Source organism: Streptomyces sp. TLI_171 (assembly GCF_003610255.1).
Taxonomy (GTDB): domain Bacteria; phylum Actinomycetota; class Actinomycetes; order Streptomycetales; family Streptomycetaceae; genus Kitasatospora.
This window is the reverse complement of the sequence record NZ_RAPS01000001.1, coordinates 4,226,256-4,248,820: the sequence shown is the minus strand read 5'-3', so window position 1 is coordinate 4,248,820 and position 22,565 is coordinate 4,226,256. Positions and strand designations below refer to the sequence as shown.

11 protein-coding genes, 1 tRNA gene, 2 rRNA genes and 1 pseudogene are annotated in these 22,565 nt (G+C 71.4%); 7 read left to right on the top strand and 8 right to left on the bottom strand.

The window, feature by feature from the left end; genetic code table 11:
* Positions 1–63: 63 nt before the first annotated feature.
* The 4 genes and pseudogenes from BX266_RS19465 to BX266_RS19450 form a co-directional block, all read right to left on the bottom strand.
* Positions 64–3,170 (bottom strand): 23S ribosomal RNA (locus BX266_RS19465).
* 280 nt (positions 3,171–3,450) lie between these two features.
* A 16S ribosomal RNA gene (locus tag BX266_RS19460) occupies positions 3,451–4,967 on the bottom strand.
* The 16S and 23S rRNA genes sit together here, the layout of an rRNA operon.
* Positions 4,968–5,483: 516 nt before the next feature.
* Positions 5,484–6,722, bottom strand: a pseudogene (locus BX266_RS19455) (PP2C family protein-serine/threonine phosphatase); the annotation flags it as partial.
* 281 nt (positions 6,723–7,003) lie between these two features.
* A complete protein-coding gene (locus tag BX266_RS19450) occupies positions 7,004–8,344 on the bottom strand; it encodes an NAD(P)/FAD-dependent oxidoreductase (protein WP_099901556.1) in 1,341 nt (446 codons plus the stop codon).
* Positions 8,345–9,015: 671 nt separating this feature from the next.
* On the opposite strand from BX266_RS19450, the gene BX266_RS19445 reads away from it, so the two are divergent.
* Positions 9,016–9,852: a TetR/AcrR family transcriptional regulator gene (locus tag BX266_RS19445; protein ID WP_099901554.1), complete on the top strand. Its 837-nt coding sequence runs from the start codon at positions 9,016–9,018 to the stop codon at positions 9,850–9,852.
* Positions 9,853–10,205: 353 nt separating this feature from the next.
* Positions 10,206–12,188 carry a sigma-70 family RNA polymerase sigma factor gene (locus BX266_RS19440; protein ID WP_259464760.1) on the top strand — a complete coding sequence of 661 codons (1,983 nt, stop codon included), beginning with the start codon at positions 10,206–10,208 and terminating at the stop codon, positions 12,186–12,188.
* A gap of 18 nt (positions 12,189–12,206) precedes the next feature.
* Here the strand turns inward: BX266_RS19440 and BX266_RS19435 are convergent, their stop codons facing one another.
* The 3 genes from BX266_RS19435 to BX266_RS19425 all read right to left on the bottom strand — a co-directional run bounded on the left by BX266_RS19435 (position 12,207) and on the right by BX266_RS19425 (position 15,677).
* Positions 12,207–12,902 (bottom strand): DsbA family oxidoreductase, encoded by a 696-nt coding sequence (locus BX266_RS19435; protein WP_099901551.1) that lies wholly within the window; start codon positions 12,900–12,902, stop codon positions 12,207–12,209.
* 89 nt (positions 12,903–12,991) lie between these two features.
* Complete coding sequence (locus BX266_RS19430) at positions 12,992–13,510, bottom strand: universal stress protein (RefSeq protein ID WP_099901549.1); 519 nt, start codon at positions 13,508–13,510, stop codon at positions 12,992–12,994.
* Positions 13,511–13,562: 52 nt separating this feature from the next.
* The gene (locus BX266_RS19425) at positions 13,563–15,677 is read right to left on the bottom strand and encodes an asparagine synthase-related protein (protein ID WP_107490725.1); all 2,115 of its coding nucleotides are present in this window, start codon (positions 15,675–15,677) and stop codon (positions 13,563–13,565) included.
* A 660-nt stretch (positions 15,678–16,337) separates the two neighbouring features.
* Here BX266_RS19425 and BX266_RS19420 point away from each other — a divergent pair.
* From BX266_RS19420 to BX266_RS19400, 5 genes are all read left to right on the top strand, one after another.
* Complete coding sequence (locus BX266_RS19420) at positions 16,338–17,753, top strand: MFS transporter (RefSeq protein ID WP_099901543.1); 1,416 nt, start codon at positions 16,338–16,340, stop codon at positions 17,751–17,753.
* Positions 17,754–17,839: 86 nt separating this feature from the next.
* The gene (gene lhgO, locus BX266_RS19415; RefSeq protein WP_099901541.1) at positions 17,840–19,072 is read left to right on the top strand and encodes an L-2-hydroxyglutarate oxidase; all 1,233 of its coding nucleotides are present in this window, start codon (positions 17,840–17,842) and stop codon (positions 19,070–19,072) included.
* 46 nt (positions 19,073–19,118) lie between these two features.
* Positions 19,119–19,949: a tRNA (guanosine(46)-N7)-methyltransferase TrmB gene (trmB, locus tag BX266_RS19410; RefSeq protein WP_099901539.1), complete on the top strand. Its 831-nt coding sequence runs from the start codon at positions 19,119–19,121 to the stop codon at positions 19,947–19,949.
* Positions 19,950–20,087: 138 nt separating this feature from the next.
* Complete coding sequence (locus BX266_RS19405) at positions 20,088–21,314, top strand: PrsW family intramembrane metalloprotease (protein ID WP_099901537.1); 1,227 nt, start codon at positions 20,088–20,090, stop codon at positions 21,312–21,314.
* A 78-nt stretch (positions 21,315–21,392) separates the two neighbouring features.
* Positions 21,393–21,466 (top strand) — tRNA-Met (locus BX266_RS19400).
* Between the two features lie 362 nt (positions 21,467–21,828).
* Here BX266_RS19400 and BX266_RS19395 read toward each other — a convergent pair.
* A complete protein-coding gene (locus BX266_RS19395; protein WP_099901535.1) occupies positions 21,829–22,530 on the bottom strand; it encodes a class I SAM-dependent methyltransferase in 702 nt (233 codons plus the stop codon).
* Between the last annotated feature and the right edge of the window lie 35 nt (positions 22,531–22,565).

The following is a 22,565-nucleotide window of genomic DNA, read 5'->3' as shown; positions in this document are numbered from 1 at the left end:
ACTATGAAACTATCCACCGGAGTGGGTCGTTGTTTCAGAACAACACAGTGGACGCGAGCAACTGAGGACAAGCCCTCGGCCTATTAGTACCGGTCAACTCCACCCCTTACAGGGCTTCCATATCCGGCCTATCAACCCAGTCGTCTACTGGGAGCCTTACCCTCTCAAGGAGGTGGGAGTGCTCATCTCGAAGCAGGCTTCCCGCTTAGATGCTTTCAGCGGTTATCCCTCCCGAACGTAGCCAACCAGCCATGCCCTTGGCAGGACAACTGGCACACCAGAGGTTCGTCCGTCCCGGTCCTCTCGTACTAGGGACAGCCCTTCTCAACACTCCTACGCGCACAGCGGATAGGGACCGAACTGTCTCACGACGTTCTAAACCCAGCTCGCGTACCGCTTTAATGGGCGAACAGCCCAACCCTTGGGACCTACTCCAGCCCCAGGATGCGACGAGCCGACATCGAGGTGCCAAACCATCCCGTCGATATGGACTCTTGGGGAAGATCAGCCTGTTATCCCCGGGGTACCTTTTATCCGTTGAGCGACGGCGCTTCCACAAGCCACCGCCGGATCACTAGTCCCTACTTTCGTACCTGCTCGACCCGTCAGTCTCACAGTCAAGCTCCCTTGTGCACTTACACTCAACACCTGATTGCCAACCAGGCTGAGGGAACCTTTGGGCGCCTCCGTTACCCTTTAGGAGGCAACCGCCCCAGTTAAACTACCCACCAGACACTGTCCCTGATCCGGATCACGGACCCAGGTTAGACATCCAGCACGACCAGAGTGGTATTTCAACGTCGACTCCACCATGACTGGCGTCACGGCTTCAAAGTCTCCCACCTATCCTACACAAGCCGAACCGAACACCAATATCAAGCTATAGTAAAGGTCCCGGGGTCTTTCCGTCCTGCTGCGCGAAACGAGCATCTTTACTCGTAATGCAATTTCACCGGGCCTGTGGTTGAGACAGTCGAGAAGTCGTTACGCCATTCGTGCAGGTCGGAACTTACCCGACAAGGAATTTCGCTACCTTAGGATGGTTATAGTTACCACCGCCGTTTACTGGCGCTTAAGTTCTCAGCTTCGCCACGACGAATCGTGACTAACCGGTCCCCTTAACGTTCCAGCACCGGGCAGGCGTCAGTCCGTATACATCGCCTTACGGCTTCGCACGGACCTGTGTTTTTAGTAAACAGTCGCTTCTCGCTGGTCTCTGCGGCCACCACCAGCTCAGGGAGCAAGTCCCCTCACCAGCAATGGCCCCCCTTCTCCCGAAGTTACGGGGGCATTTTGCCGAGTTCCTTAACCACAGTTCACCCGAACGCCTCGGTATTCTCTACCTGACCACCTGAGTCGGTTTGGGGTACGGGCCGCCATGAAACTCGCTAGAGGCTTTTCTCGACAGCATAGGATCATCCACTTCACCACAATCGGCTCGGCATCAGGTCTCAGCCTTAATGTGAGGCGGATTTGCCTACCCCACGGCCTACACCCTTACCCCGGGACTACCACCGCCCGGGCTGGACTACCTTCCTGCGTCACCCCATCGCTCACCTACTACAGGCTTGGGTCGGCGGCTCCACCACGTCCCTTTGTCCGAAGACTCCGGGCCGGCTTCACGGCCTTAGCATCACCTGGTTCGACGTTGGCGCTTCAAAGCGGGTACGGGAATATCAACCCGTTGTCCATCGACTACGCCTGTCGGCCTCGCCTTAGGTCCCGACTTACCCTGGGCAGATCAGCTTGACCCAGGAACCCTTGGTCAATCGGCGCAAGAGTTTCCCACTCTTGTATCGCTACTCATGCCTGCATTCTCACTCGTGAACCGTCCACAACTCGATTCCTCGGCTGCTTCACCCGGCACACGACGCTCCCCTACCCATCACAGCCTCCGTTGGGAGTATTGCTGCAATGACACGACTTCGGTGATGTGCTTGAGCCCCGCTACATTGTCGGCGCGGAATCACTTGACCAGTGAGCTATTACGCACTCTTTCAAGGGTGGCTGCTTCTAAGCCAACCTCCTGGTTGTCTCTGCGACTCCACATCCTTTCCCACTTAGCACACGCTTAGGGACCTTAGTCGGTGTTCTGGGCTGTTTCCCTCTCGACCATGGAGCTTATCCCCCACAGTCTCACTGCCGCGCTCTCACTTACCGGCATTCGGAGTTTGGCTAAGGTCAGTAACCCGGTAAGGCCCATCGCCTATCCAGTGCTCTACCTCCGGCAAGAAACACGCGACGCTGCACCTAAATGCATTTCGGGGAGAACCAGCTATCACGGAGTTTGATTGGCCTTTCACCCCTAACCACAGGTCATCCCCCAGGTTTTCAACCCTGGTGGGTTCGGTCCTCCACACGGTCTTACCCGCGCTTCAACCTGCCCATGGCTAGATCACTCCGCTTCGGGTCTTGGGCATGCAACTATGGGCGCCCTATTCGGACTCGCTTTCGCTACGGCTACCCCACACGGGTTAACCTCGCTACACACCGCAAACTCGCAGGCTCATTCTTCAAAAGGCACGCAGTCACAGTCCGAAGACTGCCCCCACGGCTTGTAGGCACACGGTTTCAGGTACTATTTCACTCCGCTCCCGCGGTACTTTTCACCATTCCCTCACGGTACTATCCGCTATCGGTCACCAGGGAATATTTAGGCTTAGCGGGTGGTCCCGCCAGATTCACACGGGATTTCTCGGGCCCCGTGCTACTTGGGAAATGAGCAAGCAAGCCGTACAGATTTCGTCTACGGGGGTCTTACCCTCTACGCCGGACCTTTCGCATGTCCTTCGACTACCCATACGGTTTCTGACTCGCCGACCGGCCGGCAGACCGATCAAGCTCACTCCCACGACCCCCAAGTGGCAACCCCTGCCGGGTCTCACACCACTCAGGTTTAGCCTCATCCGGTTTCGCTCGCCACTACTCCCGGAATCACGGTTGTTTTCTCTTCCTGCGGGTACTGAGATGTTTCACTTCCCCGCGTTCCCTCCACATACCCTATGTGTTCAGGTATGGGTGACAGCCCATGACGACTGCCGGGTTTCCCCATTCGGACACCCCCGGATCAAAGCTCGGTTGACAGCTCCCCGGGGCCTATCGCGGCCTCCCACGTCCTTCATCGGTTCCTGGTGCCAAGGCATCCACCGTGCGCCCTTAAAAACTTGGCCACAGATGCTCGCGTCCACTGTGCAGTTCTCAAACAACGACCAGACACCCAAACTCAACACCCCGAACCGGGATGCCTCGCATGAGACCGGCGACCACTGAGACAACGAAGACTCGTTCCCTCAGGACCCAACAACGTGCCCGACACACCCGACCCAGAACCGCGTTCCACGCCCCGAAAGGCAGTACTAGCGGTCTTCACCGTGTGTGCCGAATAGTCAACGTTCCACCCATGAGCAACCGTGCGAGACATTCGCTCGCATCCGGCCATGTGCTCCTTAGAAAGGAGGTGATCCAGCCGCACCTTCCGGTACGGCTACCTTGTTACGACTTCGTCCCAATCGCTGGTCCCACCTTCGACGGCTCCTCCCCTTACGGGTTAGGCCACCGGCTTCGGGTGTTACCGACTTTCGTGACGTGACGGGCGGTGTGTACAAGGCCCGGGAACGTATTCACCGCAGCATGCTGATCTGCGATTACTAGCAACTCCAACTTCATGGGGTCGAGTTGCAGACCCCAATCCGAACTGAGACCGGCTTTTTGGGATTCGCTCCGCCTCACGGCATCGCAGCCCTTTGTACCGGCCATTGTAGCACGTGTGCAGCCCAAGACATAAGGGGCATGATGATTTGACGTCGTCCCCACCTTCCTCCGAGTTGACCCCGGCAGTCTCCTGTGAGTCCCCGACATTACTCGCTGGCAACACAGAACAAGGGTTGCGCTCGTTGCGGGACTTAACCCAACATCTCACGACACGAGCTGACGACAACCATGCACCACCTGTACACCGACCACAAGGGGGCGCCTATCTCTAGACGTTTCCGGCGTATGTCAAGCCTTGGTAAGGTTCTTCGCGTTGCGTCGAATTAAGCCACATGCTCCGCCGCTTGTGCGGGCCCCCGTCAATTCCTTTGAGTTTTAGCCTTGCGGCCGTACTCCCCAGGCGGGGAACTTAATGCGTTAGCTGCGGCACCGACGACGTGGAATGTCGCCAACACCTAGTTCCCAACGTTTACGGCGTGGACTACCAGGGTATCTAATCCTGTTCGCTCCCCACGCTTTCGCTCCTCAGCGTCAGTAATGGCCCAGAGATCCGCCTTCGCCACCGGTGTTCCTCCTGATATCTGCGCATTTCACCGCTACACCAGGAATTCCGATCTCCCCTACCACACTCCAGCCTGCCCGTATCGAATGCAGACCCGGGGTTAAGCCCCGGGCTTTCACATCCGACGCGACAGGCCGCCTACGAGCTCTTTACGCCCAATAATTCCGGACAACGCTCGCACCCTACGTATTACCGCGGCTGCTGGCACGTAGTTAGCCGGTGCTTCTTCTGCAGGTACCGTCACTTGCGCTTCTTCCCTGCTGAAAGAGGTTTACAACCCGAAGGCCGTCATCCCTCACGCGGCGTCGCTGCATCAGGCTTTCGCCCATTGTGCAATATTCCCCACTGCTGCCTCCCGTAGGAGTCTGGGCCGTGTCTCAGTCCCAGTGTGGCCGGTCGCCCTCTCAGGCCGGCTACCCGTCGTCGCCTTGGTAGGCCATTACCCCACCAACAAGCTGATAGGCCGCGGGATCATCCTGAACCGCCGGAGCTTTCCACCAACCCCCATGCAGGAGAAGGTCGTATCCGGTATTAGACCTCGTTTCCAAGGCTTGTCCCAGAGTTCAGGGCAGATTCCCCACGTGTTACTCACCCGTTCGCCACTGATCCACCCCGAAGGGCTTCACCGTTCGACTTGCATGTGTTAAGCACGCCGCCAGCGTTCGTCCTGAGCCAGGATCAAACTCTCCGTGAATGTCTCCACGGGGAGCGGCACAGCAACCACCGGAATAAGGCGGCCCTGCGCACTGCGTCCTCGCTAGTGTTTTACTTCAAAAGGAATCTCCAACCCCGAAACAAGTCCGAGGCCGGGGATGTCAACATATCTGGCGTTGACTTTTGGCACGCTGTTGAGTTCTCAAGGAACGGACGCTTCCTTCGAGCCGCATTCCTGCGGACCCTCCGGGCGCTTCGTTCTTTCGTGTTTCCAGCTTATCAGATCCGAGCTTGTGCTCTTTCCCGACTCGCTTTCGTCTTCCGCGACCTGACGGCCCGTCCGACGTTTCAAACTCTAGCCGATCCCCGCTCCGAAAAGCGAATCGGCCGCAATCTCCGATAAGCGCGCACAGCAAATACGAACGGAGACGCGAAAAGACGCGACCCACTACGGATCAACTGGTTGGTTCTCAGGGATTGGCCGCCCCGGGACCGTCCACGCAGACGCGTGCTCGGTGCTCCCTGTCAGGCAACTCGAAGAACTCTACACACCTGTGGGCTCGGGATCAAGTGGCACCTGGAAGACCAGCACGGCTACGTCGTCGTCGTGCTCGGCGGTGACGCCGAGGGCGCGGAGCAGGCGGGCACAGATGACGTCGGGGGTGGCGACGGGGCCGGCGAGGGTTCGGGCGAGTCGGTCGAGGCCGTGGTCGATGTCCTGGTCCCGGCGTTCCACCAGGCCGTCGGTGTAGAGGACGCCGGTGGTGCCGGGGAGCAGGCGGAGGGTGTGGGAGAGGTGGCCGGCGCCGCCGGTGCCGAGGGGCGGGCCGTTCTGTTCTTCGCCGCGGAGGACGGTGCCGTCGGGGCCGCGGAGGAGGACCGGGAGGTGGCCGGCGGAGGCGTAGACGAGGGTGGTGGTGGCGGGGTCCCAGACGGCGTAGGTGCAGGTGGCGATCTGGTTGGCGTCGATCTCCATGGCCAGGCCGTCGAGCAGGGTCATGACCTCGTGCGGGGGGAGGTCGAGTCGGGCGTAGGCGCGGACGGCGGTGCGGAGCTGGCCCATGACGGCGGCGGCGCGCAGGCCGCGGCCCATGACGTCGCCGATGACGAGGGCGGTGCGCCCGCCGCCGAGGCCGATGACGTCGTACCAGTCGCCGCCCACGGCGGCCTCGGCGCCACCGGGTTGGTAGGTGGCGGCGACGTGGAGGTCCGCGGGCTGTTCGAGTTTCTGCGGGAGAAGACTGTGCTGGAGGGTGACGGCGGCTTCGCGCTGGCGGCGTTCGGCCTCGCGCAGGCGGCCGGCGGACTGGACCTGGTCGGTCACTTCGGTGGCGAAGACCAGGACGCCGGCGGGGGTGCCGTGCCCTTCGGGGCCGAGCGGGACGCAGGCGATGTTGTAGTAGCGGTTGCCGCCGAGACCGAGGATGCAGCGGGACTTCACGCTGCGGGGCCGCCCGCTGCGCAGGACCTGGTCGAGCAGGGGGAGCACGCCGAGGGTGGCGAGTTCGGGGAGGGCTTCGGCGGCGGGCCGGCCGGGGGTGCGGGCGCCGAACAGTTCGCGGTAGGCCTGGTTGGCGTAGCCGAGCTGGTGGTTCGGGCCGTGGGTGAGGGCGACGGGGGCGGGCAGGCGGCGGAGGACCTCGCGGAGGTCGTAGAGCTGTTCGGGGTCGCGGAGGTCGGGTCCGAGGGCGGCTGGGTCGCGCGGGCCGGGGACGGTGACGGGCTCGTCCGAGGCATGGGGGACGGCCCGCCAGGTGGCTCCGGTGAGCCGGGCGCTCCAGCGCATGAGGTTCAACGTCGGCCGCTTCCTCGGGGACTGATGGGGGGTGGTGCCTGTTCGATGGACGGTTCGCAGTGTGATGATCACAATGCGTGTACGATGCAGCACTCGCCGTGATGGTGTCGCCGGGTCGATCCTGTCAGGCTCCGGTGTGATTCCGGAAGTCGCGCCCCCGGTACGGCGCGTTTCGGGACGCGCACGCCGGGGACGATTTCTCGAATCGGCAGGTCATGACGGGCGGGCAGGCCGGCGCGGTGACGGGCGCGGGTGTGAGCGATCGGGTGGGGGGACGGCGGTCAGGTGCCGGGGCCGGCCGTGGAACCGGACTCGAAGCCGGACTCGAATTCGGCGCGCGGGTGCTCGATGGTGCCGAGCGAGACCACCTCGCGCTGGAACAGCCCGCCGAACAGCCAGTCCATCAGCACCCGGATCCGCCGCTCCCGGCTGGGCAGGCGGCGCAGTTGGCGGGCGCGGTGCAGCCACCAGGCCCGGCGGCCGGTGAGGCGGGTGCCGCGCCTGGTGTGGGCGACGGCGCGGCGCAGGCCGAGCGAGGTGGAGCAGGCGGGCTGGTCGGGGCGGTAGCCGGTGAGCGGTTGTCCGGCGAGTTCGGCGGCCAGGTTCTCGGCGAGCAACTTGGCCTGGGCCAGGGCGTGTTGGGCGTTGGGGGCGCAGAGTTCGCCGGTGTGGTCGGGAACGGCCGCGCAGTCTCCCGCGGCCCAGGCGTCGGGCAGCGCGATGCCGTCGGCGTCGATGATCCGCAGCGTGGGCAGGCAGGTGATCCGGCCGGCGCCGTCCAGCGGCAGGTCGGTGAGGGAGAGGACGGGGGCGGGGCGGACGCCGGCCGTCCAGACCAGGGTGCGGGCGGCGAAGCGGCTGCCGTCGGAGAGCACCATGAGCCGGTCGGCGGCGGATTCGAGGGTGGTGCCGACCCGCACGTCGATGTTGCGTTCGCGCAGTTCGGCCAGGGTGTGGTCGGCGAGCTCCGGGGTCTCCTCGCCGAGGATCCGGTCCTTCGCCTCCACCAGTACCCAGCGCAGGTCGTCGGGGGTGAGGTTGTGGAAGCCCTTGGTGGCGGTGCGGGCCATGTCCTCCAGTTCGGCGAGCGCGCCGACGCCCGCGTAGCCGGCCCCGACGAACACGAACGTCAGGGCGGCCTGGCGCAGTGCGGGGTCGCGGGTGGAGGAGGCCAGGTCCAGCTGCTCCAGCACGTGGTTGCGCAGCCCGACCGCCTCGCCGACGGTGGCGAAGCCCATGCCGTGCTCGGCGAGGCCCGGCACGGGCGCGGTGCGGGAGACCGAGCCCGGGGCCATCACCAGGATGTCGTAGCGGACTTCGGTGGGCAGCCGGAGTTCGCCGCGCGGGGCGGCGTCGACCCAGGCGGTGCGGGTGGCGTGGTCGATCCTGGTGACGCGGGCGGTGAGCACCCGGCAGTCCGGGAGGGCGGTGCGCAGCGGTACCACCACGTGGCGGGGGTCGATGGAGCCGGCGGCGACCTCGGCCAGCAGGGGCTGGAAGGTCAGGTACGGCTGCGGCTCGACGATCGTGACGTCGATCCGTCGGTCCTTCAACTGCGGGCGCAGCAGCTGTTGGAGGCGCAGCGCGACGCTCAGTCCGGCGCAGCCACCGCCGATGATCAGGACTCGAATGGGGCACCTCCGGCCGGCCCTCGGGCTGTGACCCGTTTCACGTTCCCCCTATGACGCACCCGGCGGTGGCCTCTTGTCCACACTCCGGGCCGGATCGGACCGAATCCGGTCAGCGCGAGGGCGCCCGCGCCATGAACCCCAGGAATGCCGCGGCATGGATGAGGGTCGGCTTGCCGAGTGGGTCGCGGCAGCGAGAACGATCGTCCGGGGAGGCAGGAACGTGTACGTTCCAGCACCGGGGCCTCGATGTCTCGTCTCTTTCGGCTGACCTGATGGACCGTCAAGCATGCTCGGGCAGGGGCGAGTCGGGTCCGGGGGTCCGGTCGAACGGCTTGTCGGAGGGCTGTGATCGGTCTCACGTGGGCCGAATGGGCGGTGTCGCAAGGGATTTGTCCGCAGTAGGGCGCAGATCGGTCGGATCAGGTATGACGAGTGGTCCACTTCTGCGGCGAACTTCCCTGAACTATGGTCGGATTGTGCTTCGGACCGCCGATGGTGCCGGTCCGTTCGCCCGGTACCGGTGGCGTCGACGCGGACTGCTCGGCTGCCAACCGGGGAAGGTAGTGCGCGGACGTCGGACCACGGCCGGTGTCGATCGCGCGCACCAGGGGCGCGGTAGCCGTTCGGGTGCCCGGGTCGGGGTGCCTCGGGGGAGGTATGGCATGTCGGAGCAGGATCAGTTGACGGAGCGGGTGCCGGTCCCGGCGTTCGGGAGGACCGCGGTGGATGTGGTGCCGGAGCAGCGCGGACCGGGCGACCGGGAGCGGTACGCCTTCGCACCCGGCGAGCGCCAGGCCGGACAGTCGGGGCAGGCGCAGGCGAGGCAGGCGGGCCAGGCCGAGTCCGGCCGGGGCGCCGGGTCGCGGCTGCGGGTGGACGCCCGGCGGAACCTGGAGAGCGTGCTGCGCGCCGCTCGCGAGGTGTTCGGCGAACTCGGCTACGGGGCGCCGATGGAGGAGGTCGCCCGGCGGGCCGGGGTCGGCGTGGGCACGGTGTACCGGCGCTTCCCGAGCAAGGAGGTGCTGGTCCAGCGGATCGCCGCCGAGGAGGTGTCCTGGCTGACCACCCAGGCCCGGGAGTCGCTGTACGGCGGGCTGACCGGGCCGTGGGACGCGTTGGCGGGCTTCCTGCAGCGGGCGGCCGCGTCGGGTGCCGGGCGGCTGCTGCCGCCCGAGGCGTTCCGGTACGCCGAGGAGATCGGCCGGGTGCCCGAGCAGCGCGGCACCGAACTCCGGGCGTTCGGCGGGTCGCCGGCGGCCACCGAGGCCGAGCAGAGCGCGGACCCGCGCCTGCTGCTGCAGTTGCTGGCGGCGCTGGTCGCCCGCGCCGGTGCGGCGGGCGAGCTGCGTCCCGGTGTGACGGTGGCGGACGTGGTGCTGGTGCTGACGGCCGCGGTGCCGGTGCACGCCTCGGCGGCGCTCCCGGCCCGGGACGGCTGCGAGGGCGGGGCCGGGACCCGGCTGCTGGAGCTCCTGCTGCAGGGCCTGCGCGCCGTCTGAGCCGGGAGGCGTCCGGCGAATCCGGCTGCCGGGTCGCGCAATTGGCCACCCGGACGGTTCGGAAGCGCGGCGGAGGGGCTTGCTGCGACGCGCCGTTCGGGTGACAGGGCGCCGCCCGGTGCGGTGGAACGCGACAGCGGTCCGAGTACGCGCGGTGCCTGCGCCGCCGGGCTCCGAACACCTCGGCGAGCGGCGGCCCGGAAGAGTGGGACGGGTCAGGTCCGGCTACCGGTGGTCACTGCGCTATGCCATTCTTTGCCCGTGGTTGGAGCCATTGTCCCGTTGCGCGCCAGGACCGCCGTCGACTCCGAGGGGCGGGCCGTCTCGTGCGCCGTGCGACCGGGCGGTGCGAGGTGAGTCCCGAGGAGCAGGGCGAGGCGGCGGAGTTCGGCGCCGGCCTGGGCGCCCCGGGTCAGGTCCCGGACCAGGGCGGCAGCCCCGCCCGCGAGTCGCTGAGCGGCCGGGTGCCCGGCCAGGCCCCGGCCGGGCACGGCAGCGTCACCCCCGAGGCGTTCATCGCCGACGAGCTCCCGGTGCGCGCGGTGGTGCCCGCCCCCGCCGACCCCGTCGACGGTGAACGCCCGCCCTCCGACGCCGAGTTGACCGCCATGGTGCGGGCCGGCGAGGACGCCGCGTACGAGGAGATCTACCGCCGGCACGCCGACGCCGTCCGCCGCTACGCCCGTACCTGCTGCCGCGACAGCTTCACCGCCGAGGACCTGGCGGGCGAGGTCTTCGCCCGCACGCTGCAGGCGCTGAAGGCCGGCAAGGGGCCCGAATTCGCCGTCCGGGCCTATCTGCTGACGGCGGTGCGCAACGTCGCCGCGGCCTGGGCCCGCTCCGACCGGCGCGAGCAGCTCGTCGACGACTTCTCCAGCTTCGCCGAAGGCTCGGCCGCCACCATCGAGTTCGACCTGGCCGACCCCGGCGCCGACGCCTGGGCGCTGGCCTTCGCCGACCAGCGCATGGTGATGCGGGCGTACGCCGAACTCCCCGAGGACGACCGGGTGGTGCTCTGGCACACCGAGGTGGAACGGGAGTCCCCCAAGACCGTCGCGGTGATGCTCGGCAAGACCGCCAACGCCACCGCGGTCCAGGCGCACCGGGCCCGTGACCGGCTGGCCGCCGCCTTCCTGCAGGCCCACGTGTCGGGCAGTCAGGAATCCGGCTGCGCCGGGTACGCCAACCGGCTCGGCGCGTACGCCCGCGGGTCGCTGCGCAAGCGTGCCTCCGCGGAGGTCGGCAAGCACGTCCAGGACTGCACCCGGTGCACCGCCGCGTACCTGGAACTGGCCGACATCAACCACAGCCTGCGGGCCGTGCTGCCCGGCGGTGCGCTGCTCTGGATCGGCACCGGCTGGTTCACCGTCGCGGCGGCGGCGGTCGGCGGCGCCGCCGTCACCGGCGCGGCGGTCGCGGGTGGAACGGCGGTCGCCGGAGGGACGACCGCCGGAACGGCCACGGCCGGAACCGCCGCGGCCGGCGCGGGCGCCGCGGGTTCCTCCGGCGGCGGGGCGGCTGCGGTGGCCGGGGAAGGGCTCGGCACCGCCGCGAAGGCCGGCATCGCCGCCGGTATCGCCGTGGTGGCCGCCGCCGTCGCCGCGTTCGCGCTCGCCGGTTCGCCCGAGCCGGCCCCGGCGGCCGCGCCGCCCGCGACCGTCGCGCCCGAGACCCCCGCACCGCCGGTCCCGAGCCCGCCGCCGACGCCCACCCCTACGCCGACCCCGGCACCGCCGCCGCCGCCGCCGACCCCGACGCCTTCGCCCACCCCTAAGCCGACGCCGACCCCGACGCCGCGGCGCGTGCCGACCCCCACGCCGAAGCCGACGCCGACCCCGCCGCCGGTGCCGACCTCGACGCCGCCGGTCGTGTCGACGCCCACTCCCCCGGTGGTGCCGACCAGTCAGTTCTGGCTGGACGACCTGCCGTTGAACCGGGGGCACCGCGACGCCGTCCCGACGCCGACCATCCGCGGCGGCGGCCAGGTCCTGCAGCGGCCGTCGGCGTTCCTCGACGGGAAGCGCTACCAGCACGTCCTGGCGGCGCGGGTGCCCTCCCGGGTGACCGTCGACCTGAACCGCTCCTGCCGGGCGTTCGACGCCGTCGCCGGGCTGGACGACCTCGGCGTCACCTACGGCCGGGTGGTCTTCTCCGTGCAGGGGGACGACGGGCGCACGCTGTGGAGCTCCCCCGAGATGTCCCCGTGGGACAGCCCGGTGGCCGTCCACGTCCCCCTCGCCGGCCAGACCTCCATCCGGCTGGTCGTCATCCCGGCCCGCGGTTCCGTCCCGGTGGTCGACCTCGCGGACTGGGCCCAGGCTCGGCTCACCTGCTGAGCGGCCGGCGCCTCGGACTCAGATCGCGCAGGCGCCGTCGTCGCAGGTGCCGGCGGCCGGGGTGAGCGGGACGATCTGCTTCGCGGTCTCGGCTTCGACCTGGCGGAGCACCTGGAGGAAGGTTTCGGCCTCCTGGCCGCCCTGGACGGCCCACTTGCCTTCGAAGACGAAGGTGGGGACGGCGGTGACGCCGATGGCGCGGGCCTCGGCCAGGGCGGCCCGGGTCTCGTCCTCGCCCTCGCCGTCGGCCAGGTAGGCGGCGGCACGCGCCCGGTCGATCCCGGTCTCGGCAGCGAGGTCGGCGAGGGCCTCGATGTCGCCGACGTCCACGCCTTCGGAGAAGTGGGCCTTGAGCAGGCGCTCCTTGAGGGCGGCCTGGACGGCCGGACCGTACTCGGTCTCGGCGAGGTGCAGCAGGCGGTGGGCCCGGAGGGTGTTGACCTCCAGGGCGGCGTCGAAGTCGTAGTCGATGCCGACGGCCTTTCCGACCTCGGTGATCCGGGCGTCCATGGCGAGCGACTGCGGGCCGTAGCGCTCGGCGAGCCACTCGCGGTGCGGGCGGGCCTGCTCCGGGGCGTCGGGAACGAGCTGGTACGGGCGGTAGACCACCTCGACGCCGTCCTTGCCCTCGAACTGGCCAAGTGCCTGCTCGAAGCGTCGCTTGCCGACGTAGCACCAGGGGCAGGCGATGTCCGAGTAGATTTCGACCTTCATGGCGGGGCGGGCTCCTGTCGGGGTGGTTCCGGGCGGCCGGGCGGCCGTCCGACAGAAGGTGAACGCTCAACCATCCTGGGGCATTCCGGTCAGCTCTCGTCGGCGGGGGCGGGCACCACCAGCACGGGGCAGGTGGCGTGGTGGACGGCGGCGGTGCTGACGGAGCCGAGCAGGAGGCGGGTGAAGCCGCCGTTGCCGCGGGTGCCGAGGACCAGGGTGTGACGGCCGTTGGCGGCCTGGAGCACCAGGTCGATGACGTTGCCGAGGACGACGTGCAGGGTGAGCTGCCCGGCATAGGGCCGGGCGCGGGCCGACTGGACGGTGGCGACGGCCCGGCGCAGACCATCGGACATGCTCTCGACCAGTCGCTCGACGCTCTCCTGGACCAGGTCGGCCATGCCGGGCGGGTAGCCGGTGGGCGAGGGGTTGACCACGGCCAGCACGTGCAGCGGGAGGTGGTGGGCCTCGGCCTCGGTCATGGCGCGGTCGAGGGCCCAGAGGGAGGCGTCGGAGCCGTCGCAGCCGGTGAGGATCGCGGGGCCGGGCGGCGGCGGGTCGGCGGTCACGGGCAGGTCGGCGTGCACGGCGGGCTCCTGGGGTCGGGCCATCGACGCTATCCCGGGTGCGGCGGCGGCCCGGGGAGGCGCACCTGAGGGTCCGTCAGGTGGGGAGCGCGGTGCGGTGCGGGGCGGGCAGGCCGGCCCAGGAGGAGCCGGGGCGGCGGGCGGCGAGGCGGCGCAGCCAGAGTTCGGTGGCGATCAGGTCGGCGAGGGCGGCGAGGGTCCCGGGCGGGGCGCTCTGGGCGGGGTCGGTGGCGGCGGCCAGGGTCTTGCGGGCGGCGGGGACGTCGAGCAGTCCGGCTTCGCCGAGCAGCGGGCGGTCGAGCAGGTCGGTGAGGGCGGGGGCGGCGGCCCGCAGGCCGCGGCGGGCGCTGTCGTGCGGGTCGGCGCCGGTGCCGCGGCCCCAGTCGGCGGGGAGGTCGGTGCGTCCGGCGCCGGCCAGCACGGCGGCCAGCAGGGCGTGCCGGGCGCCGGGTTGCAGGCGCAGGTCGTCGGGGAGCAGGCGGGCGGCGCGGACCACCTGGTTGTCGAGGAAGGGGGCGTGCAGGCGCTGGCCGTGCTGTTCGGTGGCGTGCACCAGGGTGCGGTAGTGGGCGGCGTGCCGGTGCAGGGCGAGGCGGGCGCGGCGGGCGCCGGGGGCTTCGGTGGGGGCGGGGCGGCGGGCGGCGGTGCGCAGGTGCTGGGCGAGCGCGGCGAGGGGTTCGTCGGCGAGCAGGTGGGCGGCCGGACCCGGGCGGTGCCAGGCCAGGTCGGCGGCCAGCGCGCGGCCCATGGTGGCGCGTTCGGCGGGCGTGTGACGGAGGGTCAGCCGGAGGGCGAGGTCGTCGAGGGCGTCGGCGTAGCGGCCGCGGGCCAGCCGCCGGGCGGCGCGGAGCACGGTGACGGGGGTGTGCAGGGTGCCGGTGAGGGCGCCGGCCGTGGCGCGGTCGGCGCCGGCCAGGGCGGCGATCGGGGCGAGCAGGTCGAGCGGGCGGCCGGCCCGGACCAGGTCGGCGAGCCGGGCGGGGTGGCCGTCGAGGACCTGGCGGGCGCCGTGGCCGGTGAGGTGGTCGGCGCCGCCGGCCCGGTGCGCGGCGATGTAGCGGGCGGCGTCGATCAGGGCGGGGCCGGGTTCGTCGGTGAGCGGTCCGGAATGGGGGTACCACCCGGCCCCCCGCGGGGCCGGGGGAGGCTCGGCGAGTTGGGCGTACGGGGCGACGGGTTCCAGGACCAGGTGCCGGAGGCGGGGGGCGTGCACGGCGAGGGCGAGGCCGGCGGCGTCGCCGAGGGTGACGGCGGGCAGGGTCTCGGGTTCGGGCTGGTCGGCGCGGCGGGCCCAGGATCCCTTGACGGCGCCGGTCCGGGCGGCGGGCCGGTCGGGTTCGGCGCCGGCGCCGGGCCCGGCGGGCAGCGGGACGGCGGCGGCGAGCAGGGCGACGGTGGCGGAGGCGGTGCCGTAGGAGAGGTCGACGCCGAGCCGGGGCCGGTCGGCGGGGGCGGTGGCGCGGACCCGGCAGCGGACCGCTTCCAGCAGGGCGCGGGTGAGTTCGCGGACGGCGGGGGCCTCGGCGCGTTCCTCGACGGGGTCGTCCAGGTAGGAGGTGCTGTCGGCCCGGCCGCCGCGGATGCCGAGGGCGTGGCCGGGCGGGACGCGGCGCACGCCGCGGTAGGGAGTGTGGTCGCCGAGCGTCTCGGGGGTGTCGGGGGTGGCGAGGCGGGCGGCCAGGTGGGCGGCGTCGACGGGGGCGCCGACCAGGTCGGCGAGCGGCAGGGCGGCGGTGGCGTACGCGGTGCCGCCGGCGAACGGGGTGTGGAAGGCGGGTTGGGCGCCGGCCAGGTCGGTGAGCAGCACGGTGGAGCGGGTGCCGGCGCGCAGCACGACGGCGTAGCTGCCGGGCCAGTGGGTGAGGTGGCGCAGGGCGCCGCCGCGGGCGGCGGCGAGGCCGTCGGCGAGTTCGCGGTCGGTGGCGCCGCAGCGGCCGGCGACGGCGAGGCGCAGGGTGGCGGGGGTGTCGCGGTCGGCCTGGTCGGTGGGGTCCCCGGGGTCGAGGCCGCCGCGGACGGTGGCGGGGCCGCCGGGTCGGAGCACGGCGAGCCGCAGTTCGTCGGGGCGCCAGTCGCCGACCGCCCAGAGCGGGTTGGGGCCGCCCCAGAGCAGGGTGCCGGCGATCGGGCGGACCGCGGCGAGGGTCGGGTCGGCGGCGGTCAGGCCGCTCCAGCCGGTGAGCCACCGCATCGCGCCTCCACCTGTGGTGCGGGGCGCGCGGCGAACGGCCGGGCGGGCGTACGGGGTTGGCGCGCCGTCAGGAGACATCGTGCCACCCCCCGGGCGAATGAGCGCCAGGCTTACGGGCAGCTCGACGCCGCACGGACCGGGCCACCCCCTCCGGGGCCCGGGCCGTGCGGCCCACGAACTCCCTTCCGGGGCACGGCCGGTGGCCGAGTGCGGCGGCGCGGGAGGCGGCCGCGGACGCCCCGGGCGGGCCGATAATGGCCGAAAGGCGTCGCACGGCCCGGGAGGGCATCCGCATGCCCTCCCGGACGCGCCGCTGCCCGCGGGGATTGAGGCAGCGTTTCCCCCGGCCCGCCGGGTCCTCGACGGCGGGCCGATCCACAGGCACCAGCGAATCGCCGACCTGCCGCTGCGGCCAGGGAGCACGGGTGGCGCACACGGGCACGGGACGGGAGCACGGGCGTCCGGCAGATGCCGTCCGGCGGGCCGCCGAGCGTCCGGACGCCGGGCGTGGACGCAGCGCGTTCCCGCCATCCGGAATGCGGCCTCTTAACCCTCGGAACGCGGGCGACTACGCTAGGTGCAGCAGTCCGGTGGCGTGCTGCCGTCTTCGCGACTCGCCGCCATCCGCGCACGCCGTCGCCAGGGGGTGCCACCGCCACCATGACCGTCAGCTCACGAGGGCCGAACGACCGGCTCGGAGCCCTCCTCGCGCTCGCCCAGATCAGCAACGCCGGGCTCGCCCGCCGGGTCAACGACCTGGGCGCGCAACGCGGCCTGACCCTCCGTTACGACAAGACCTCGGTGGCCCGCTGGGTGACCAAGGGCATGGTGCCGCAGCGCCCGGTGCCGCACCTGATCGCCACCGCGCTGGGCAACAAGCTGGGCCGGCCGGTGCCGCTGGAGGAGATCGGCCTGGCCGACTCGCACCCCACGCCCGAGCTCGGCCTGGAGTTCCCGCGCGAGGTCCCGGAGGCGGTCCGCTCCGCCACCGAGCTCTGGCGGGTCGACCTGGACCTGCGGCGCGGCCCGGGCGGCGGCCGGTGGAGCGACAGCCTGGCCGGCACCTTCTCGGTCGCCGCGTACGCCACGCCCGTCTCGCGCTGGCTGATCACCCCCGCCGACGGGTCGGTGGCCCGCGAGGCCGTCCCCGACCTGACGGGGTACCGGGTCGGGCACGCGGACGCCGCCAAGCTCCGCGAGGCCGCCCAGGAGGCCCGCCGCTGGGACTCCAAGTACGGCGGCGGCGACTGGCGTTCCTCGATGGTGCCGGAGTGCCTGCGGGTGGAGGCCGCCCCGCTGCTGCTCGCCTCGTACAGCGACGCGGTCGGCCGGGCGCTGTTCGGCGCCACCGCCGAACTCACCAGGCTGGCAGGCTGGATGGCCTTCGACACCGGCCAGCACGAGGCCGCCCAGCGCTACTACATCCAGGCGCTCCGGCTGGCCCGCGCCGCCGGGGACGTGCCGCTCGGCGGCTACGTGCTCGCCTCGATGAGCCTGCAGGCCTCCTACCGCTCCTTCCCGGACGAGGCCGTCGACCTCGCCCAGGCCGCTCTGGAGCGCAACCGGGGCCTGGCCACCGCCCGCACCATGAGCTTCTTCCACCTGGTCGAGGCCCGCGCCCACGCCAAGGCCGGCCACGCCGCCGCCTGCGGCTCCGCGCTGGCCGCCGCCGAAGCCGCCCTCGACCGGGCCCGGCCCGGCGACGCCGACCCGACCTGGATCGACTTCTACGCCTACGACCGGCTCGCCGCGGACGCCGCCGAGTGCTTCCGCGACCTCGGGGTGCCCTCCAAGGTCCGGCAGTTCACCCGGGAGGCGCTGGCCCGTCCGACCGAGGGCTTCGTGCGCTCGCACGGCCTGCGGCTGGTGGTCTCGGCGATGGCCGAGGCCGAGGCCGGCGACCTGGACGCGGCGGTCGCCGCCGGCGAGCGGGCCGTCGAGGTGGCCGGTCGGATCTCCTCGCACCGCAGCCGCGAGTACATGGTCGAACTGCTGCGCCGCCTGGAGCCGTACCGGAACGAGCAGCGGGTCAAGGAGCTCACCGAACGCGCCCGGCTGGTGCTCACCAGCGGCTGATCACCCGTCAACTCCTGCGCGGGCCGGGCCCGCCCGTGGCACCATCGGGGCGAGCCCGGTTCGAACGTTGGCAAAGGGGTGCGGGGTTGAAGCACGACGTCCAGGTGCTGGTGGTCGGCGGCGGCATCGTCGGCCTGTCCACCGCGTACGCCCTCACCCGCTCGCACCCCGGACTGGGCGTCGCCGTCCTGGAGAAGGAGAGCGCGCTCGCCGCGCACCAGACCGGCCGCAACAGCGGGGTCGTCCACAGCGGCGTCTACTACCGGCCCGGCTCGCTCAAGGCGCGGTACGCCACCGACGGCGCCCGCGAGATGGTCGAGTTCTGCCGCGACCAGGGCATCGCGCACGAGGTCACCGGCAAGCTCATCGTCGCCACCGACCGGGCCGAACTCCCCCGCCTGGCCGCCCTCGCCGAACGCGGCCGGGCCAACGGCATCCCGCTGCTCGAACTCGACCCGGCCGGCATCCGCGACCACGAGCCCGAGGTCTCCGGCATCGCCGGCCTGCACCTCGCCACCACCGGCATCTGCGACTACCCCGCGGTCGCCCGCCGGTACGCGGCCCTGGCGGGCGAACGCGGCGCCGAACTCCGGCTCGCCACCCCCGTCCTGGGCATCGCCCGGCGCGCCGACGGCGTCACCGTCACCACGGCCCACGGCGAGATCCGCTGCGCGGTGCTGGTCAACTGCGCCGGGCTGCACAGCGACCGGATCGCCCGGCTGGCCGGCGACGACCCGGGCGTCCGGATCGTGCCGTTCCGCGGCGAGTACTACGAACTCGCCCCGGAGCGGCGGAAGCTGGTGCGGGGGCTGGTCTACCCCGTGCCCGACCCCGCTTTCCCGTTCCTGGGCGTGCACCTGACCCGCGGCGTGCACGGCGACGTCCACGTCGGGCCGAACGCGGTGCCCGCGCTGGCCCGCGAGGGCTACGACTGGCGGACCTTCAACGCGCGCGACCTGGCCGAGACGGTCCGCTTCCCCGGCACCTGGAGGATCGCCCGCCGGCACTGGCGCTACGAGCTCGGCGAACTCCACCGCTCGCTCTCCAAGCGCGCCTTCACCACCGCCGTCCGGCGCCTGCTCCCCGCCGTCACCGAGAGCGACCTGGTGCCCACCGCCGCCGGTGTCCGCGCCCAGGCCGTCGCCGCCGACGGCACCCTCCTCGACGACTTCGCCTTCGCCGGCTTCGACCCCGCCGACCCGCACTCCGCCCGCCGCGTGGTCCACGTGCTGAACGCTCCCTCGCCCGCCGCGACCGCCTCGCTGGCCATCGGCCGCGAGGTCGCCCGCCGGGCGGTCAGCGCCCTGGAGGCGGGTTGATCGCGCCCGCCGTGATCGTTCCCGGCTCCTCTAGACTGGTGCGATTGTGACCTCCTCCGCCCCCAGCACCCAGTTGTCCGCGTCGGCCCGGCTGTCCGCCGCCCCGGCGGGTTACCCCGCGCCGATGTATCCGCACAAGGCCACCGAGGCCCAGCACCGCGAGCAGCGGATCCGCAGCTTCCAGCCGCGCCGTGGTCGGATGACCAAGGCGCAGGCGGGCGCGCTGGACCGCGGCTGGGAGCGGTTCGGCTTCGCGATCGACGGCACGCCGCTGGACCTGGTGGAGCTGTTCGAGGGCCGGCCGGTGACCTTGGAGATCGGCTTCGGGATGGGCGACACCACGGCGGCGATGGCCGCGGCGGCCCCGTCCGAGGGGATCCTGGCGGCGGACGTCCACACCCCGGGCCACGGCAACCTGCTGCAGTTCCTGGAGCGCGACGGCTCGGAGAACGTCCGCCTGGCGGCGGGCGACGCGGTGATCCTGCTGCGCGACATGCTGCCGGACGCCTCGCTGGCGGGCCTGCGGGTGTTCTTCCCGGACCCGTGGCCGAAGCCGAAGCACCACAAGCGCCGGCTGATCCAGGAGTCGTTCCTGGAGTTGGTGCTGCCGCGGCTGGCATCGGGTGCGCTGGTGCACTGCGCGACGGACTGGGAGCCGTACGCCGAGCAGATGGCGGCGGTGCTGGAGGCGTCGCCCGAGCTGGTGAACCTGCACCCGGAGGGCGACGGCTCCGGCTGGCTGGAGCCGGACGAGCACCCGGCGGGCAGCGTCCCGGGCTACGCGCCGCGTCCGGAGTGGCGCCCGGTGACGAAGTTCGAGCGGGCCGGTCTGGCCAAGGGCCACGTGGTGCACGACCTGCTGTTCCGCCGCCGCTAGCCGCCCCTGCTCGCTGCGGTGGCGATCGGCGGCGGACCGGTGGGGGACGTTTCGCTTTCCTGACGATCAGTCACCGCTCGGGTACGGATTGTTCCGACCCCTCCCCCCGGAACGGGGCATTCGCCTACGCTTCGGCAGGTGAGCAGTCCGCCCAGCGGCAAGGCATCCCCCGGCCTGCCCGACGGCGCGGCCGCCATGGCCGCCGAGTCCCCGACGCCCCCCACCGGTCTTCGGTCGCATCCGGAGCCGGCGGTGCGCCGGTCCGACGGGCTGCTCGCGGGGCTGCGGCCGGTGCCGGGCGGGCGGATCCCGGCCCAGCAGGGCGGCGGCCGACCGGTCCGGCGGGCGCGCTCGCTGGCGCGCAGGCTGTGGCCGTTGCGGCGCCCGGCCCTGTCCTCGGCGGTGGCGGCGTTGGCGCTGGCCGGCTCGGGGGTGCTGATCCTGCACCTGGTGCAGCGGCAGACCGGGACGACGGGGCTGCTGGTGGGGTTGGGCCTGGCGCTGCTGCCGCTGCCGTTCGTGCTGGGGTCGCTGGCCTGGTTGAACCAGACCGCGCGGGTGCCGATCCGGCACACGCTGTTCTGCCTGGCCTGGGGGGCGTGCGCCGCGACCACCGTGGCGATCATGGCGAACGGCTGGGCGAGTGATTTCCTGATCGCCCATCAGGGCGCCCGCGGGGAGACCCTGGGCGCGGAGTTCGCGACGCCGCTGATCGAGGAGGTGGCGAAGGGCTCCGCGCTGCTGATGCTGCTGCTGCCGCTGCGGCGCAGGCACCGCTGCGAGCAGGACCGCCCGTGCGGGCGGCTGCGCCGCCTGCTGTGGCACCGGCGCGGGTCGGACGTCGCGCACTTCCGCCCGGCCCCGGCCGGCCGGCAGCGGGCCCGGTCGAGTCCGCGGACGCTGGCGGCGGGCACCGTGCTGGGCGGGGTGACGGCCTGCGGGTTCGCCTTCACCGAGAACGCGCTGTACCTGGGCCGGGCGTTCACCGCGGACCGGCAGGCCCGGCTGGACGCGATCGGCCTGGGCCAGGCCCCGAGCCTGCGGGACTTCGACGGCACGGTGCACACCTTCGTCCTGCGCGCCCTGCTCTCCCCGTTCGCGCACCCGCTGTTCACTGCGCTGACCGGCCTCGGGCTGGCGATCACGCTGACCACCGGCCGCCGCTGGCTGGCGAGCATCGGCGCACCGGTCGGCCTGCTGCTGGCGATGGCCCTGCACGGCGTCTGGAACGCGGCCGCCGGGCTCGGCACGGACGGCTTCCTGCTGGTCTACGGCCTGGTGATGGTCCCGTGCTTCGCCGCCCTGGTCTGCTTCGCCGTCTGGGCGCAGACCCGCCGCACCCGCCAACCGGCCCGCCCGGCCTGAGCGGTGGGCTCCTGGTGAGGGTGGGGCGGCAATGGATTTCCCTTCTGCGTGAGACTCACGTAGAGTCGTGTTCACCGACGCGGGGTGGAGCAGCTCGGTAGCTCGCTGGGCTCATAACCCAGAGGTCGCAGGTTCAAATCCTGTCCCCGCTACTCAGTAGCACGAAGGCCCGGAGGCACCGCCTCCGGGCCTTCGTCGTGCGCGCCGCCGGAACCCGGCGGATAAATCCGTTGCCTGTGGCGGCGGGGGGTGCCTATGGTGGCGGCACACTGAAAGGAGGTGATCCTGAGTTGAGTACTTTCAGGATGCGTGAGGTGGCTGCTCGCTAGAGCCGCCCCTGCCTGTGCAGTGTCGGGGCCTTCGGCCTCCGGCTCAGGCGAATCCCAAGCAGTCACCCGGCCCGTGGGCTCACCGGTACATCCCCGGTGCCTCGACCGCCGACCCCGCCCAGCGGGGCCCCGGCCCGAGGAAGCAGCCCACGGGCCGTCTGCGTTCCCGGGCGGCAGTACGGCCCTCAGCGCCGGCGGCGCAGGACCAGCACGCGGCGAGCGCGGTCGGTGGTCAGGACGCGGGCGGCGATCCGGTGGTGGCGGAGCGCCGCGTGGAGCTCGGTCAGGTGGGGGCAGGGCCGGCTCAGGTGGTCGTGCAGCGGGTAGACCCGGACCTCGCCGCCGGGGGCGGTGACCCGGACGAGTTCGCGCAGGGCGCGGAGCTGGTCGGCGGGGGCGAACACCGCCGGGTAGGCGAACAGCAGGTACGAGCTGAGGGTCAGTGCGAAGGTGCCGTCGGCGAACGGGAGCCGGGGCAGCGCGGCCGCGATGTACCGCTCGGGGCGGGCGACCGCGTCGGCGGCGAACAGCCGGCGGGCCCGGTCCCAGCTGCGCAGGTACTTGTCGGGGCGGCGGTGCCGGGCGGGCAGGTGGCGGGCGGGCTCGCGGTGGATGGCCTCGGCCATCCGGTCGCGGCCGGCGGCGGCGAGGGCGGCCAGCCGGTGCGGGCCGAGCGCGTAGCCGGGGTCGGCGGCGACCACCTCGCAGCCGAGTTCGCGGGCCTCGGCGGCGAGTCCGGCGGCCCCGCCGGGGCAGTCCAGGACGGGGCCGGTGAGGCGGCCGAGGGCGGCGCGGGTCAGGCCGAAGAGGGCGCAGTACTCGTCGAGCGGCCGGGAGGTGACCAGGACCGGCGGCGCGACGGTCGGCGGTCCGGACGTCAGGGTCATGCGCGGGGCCTCCGGGCGTTCGACGGGCCCGGGGG

What these genes read in the sequence shown, in the direction of transcription:
- BX266_RS19445 (WP_099901554.1), top strand. Translation starts at nt 9,016, where the DNA reads ATGTCGGAGCAGGATCAGTTGACGGAGCGGGTGCCGGTCCCGGCGTTC.
- BX266_RS19435 (WP_099901551.1), bottom strand. Translation starts at nt 12,902, where the DNA reads ATGAAGGTCGAAATCTACTCGGACATCGCCTGCCCCTGGTGCTACGTC.
- BX266_RS19430 (WP_099901549.1), bottom strand. Translation starts at nt 13,510, where the DNA reads ATGGCCCGACCCCAGGAGCCCGCCGTGCACGCCGACCTGCCCGTGACC.
- BX266_RS19425 (WP_107490725.1), bottom strand. Translation starts at nt 15,677, where the DNA reads ATGCGGTGGCTCACCGGCTGGAGCGGCCTGACCGCCGCCGACCCGACC.
- BX266_RS19420 (WP_099901543.1), top strand. Translation starts at nt 16,338, where the DNA reads ATGACCGTCAGCTCACGAGGGCCGAACGACCGGCTCGGAGCCCTCCTC.
- BX266_RS19395 (WP_099901535.1), bottom strand. Translation starts at nt 22,530, where the DNA reads ATGACCCTGACGTCCGGACCGCCGACCGTCGCGCCGCCGGTCCTGGTC.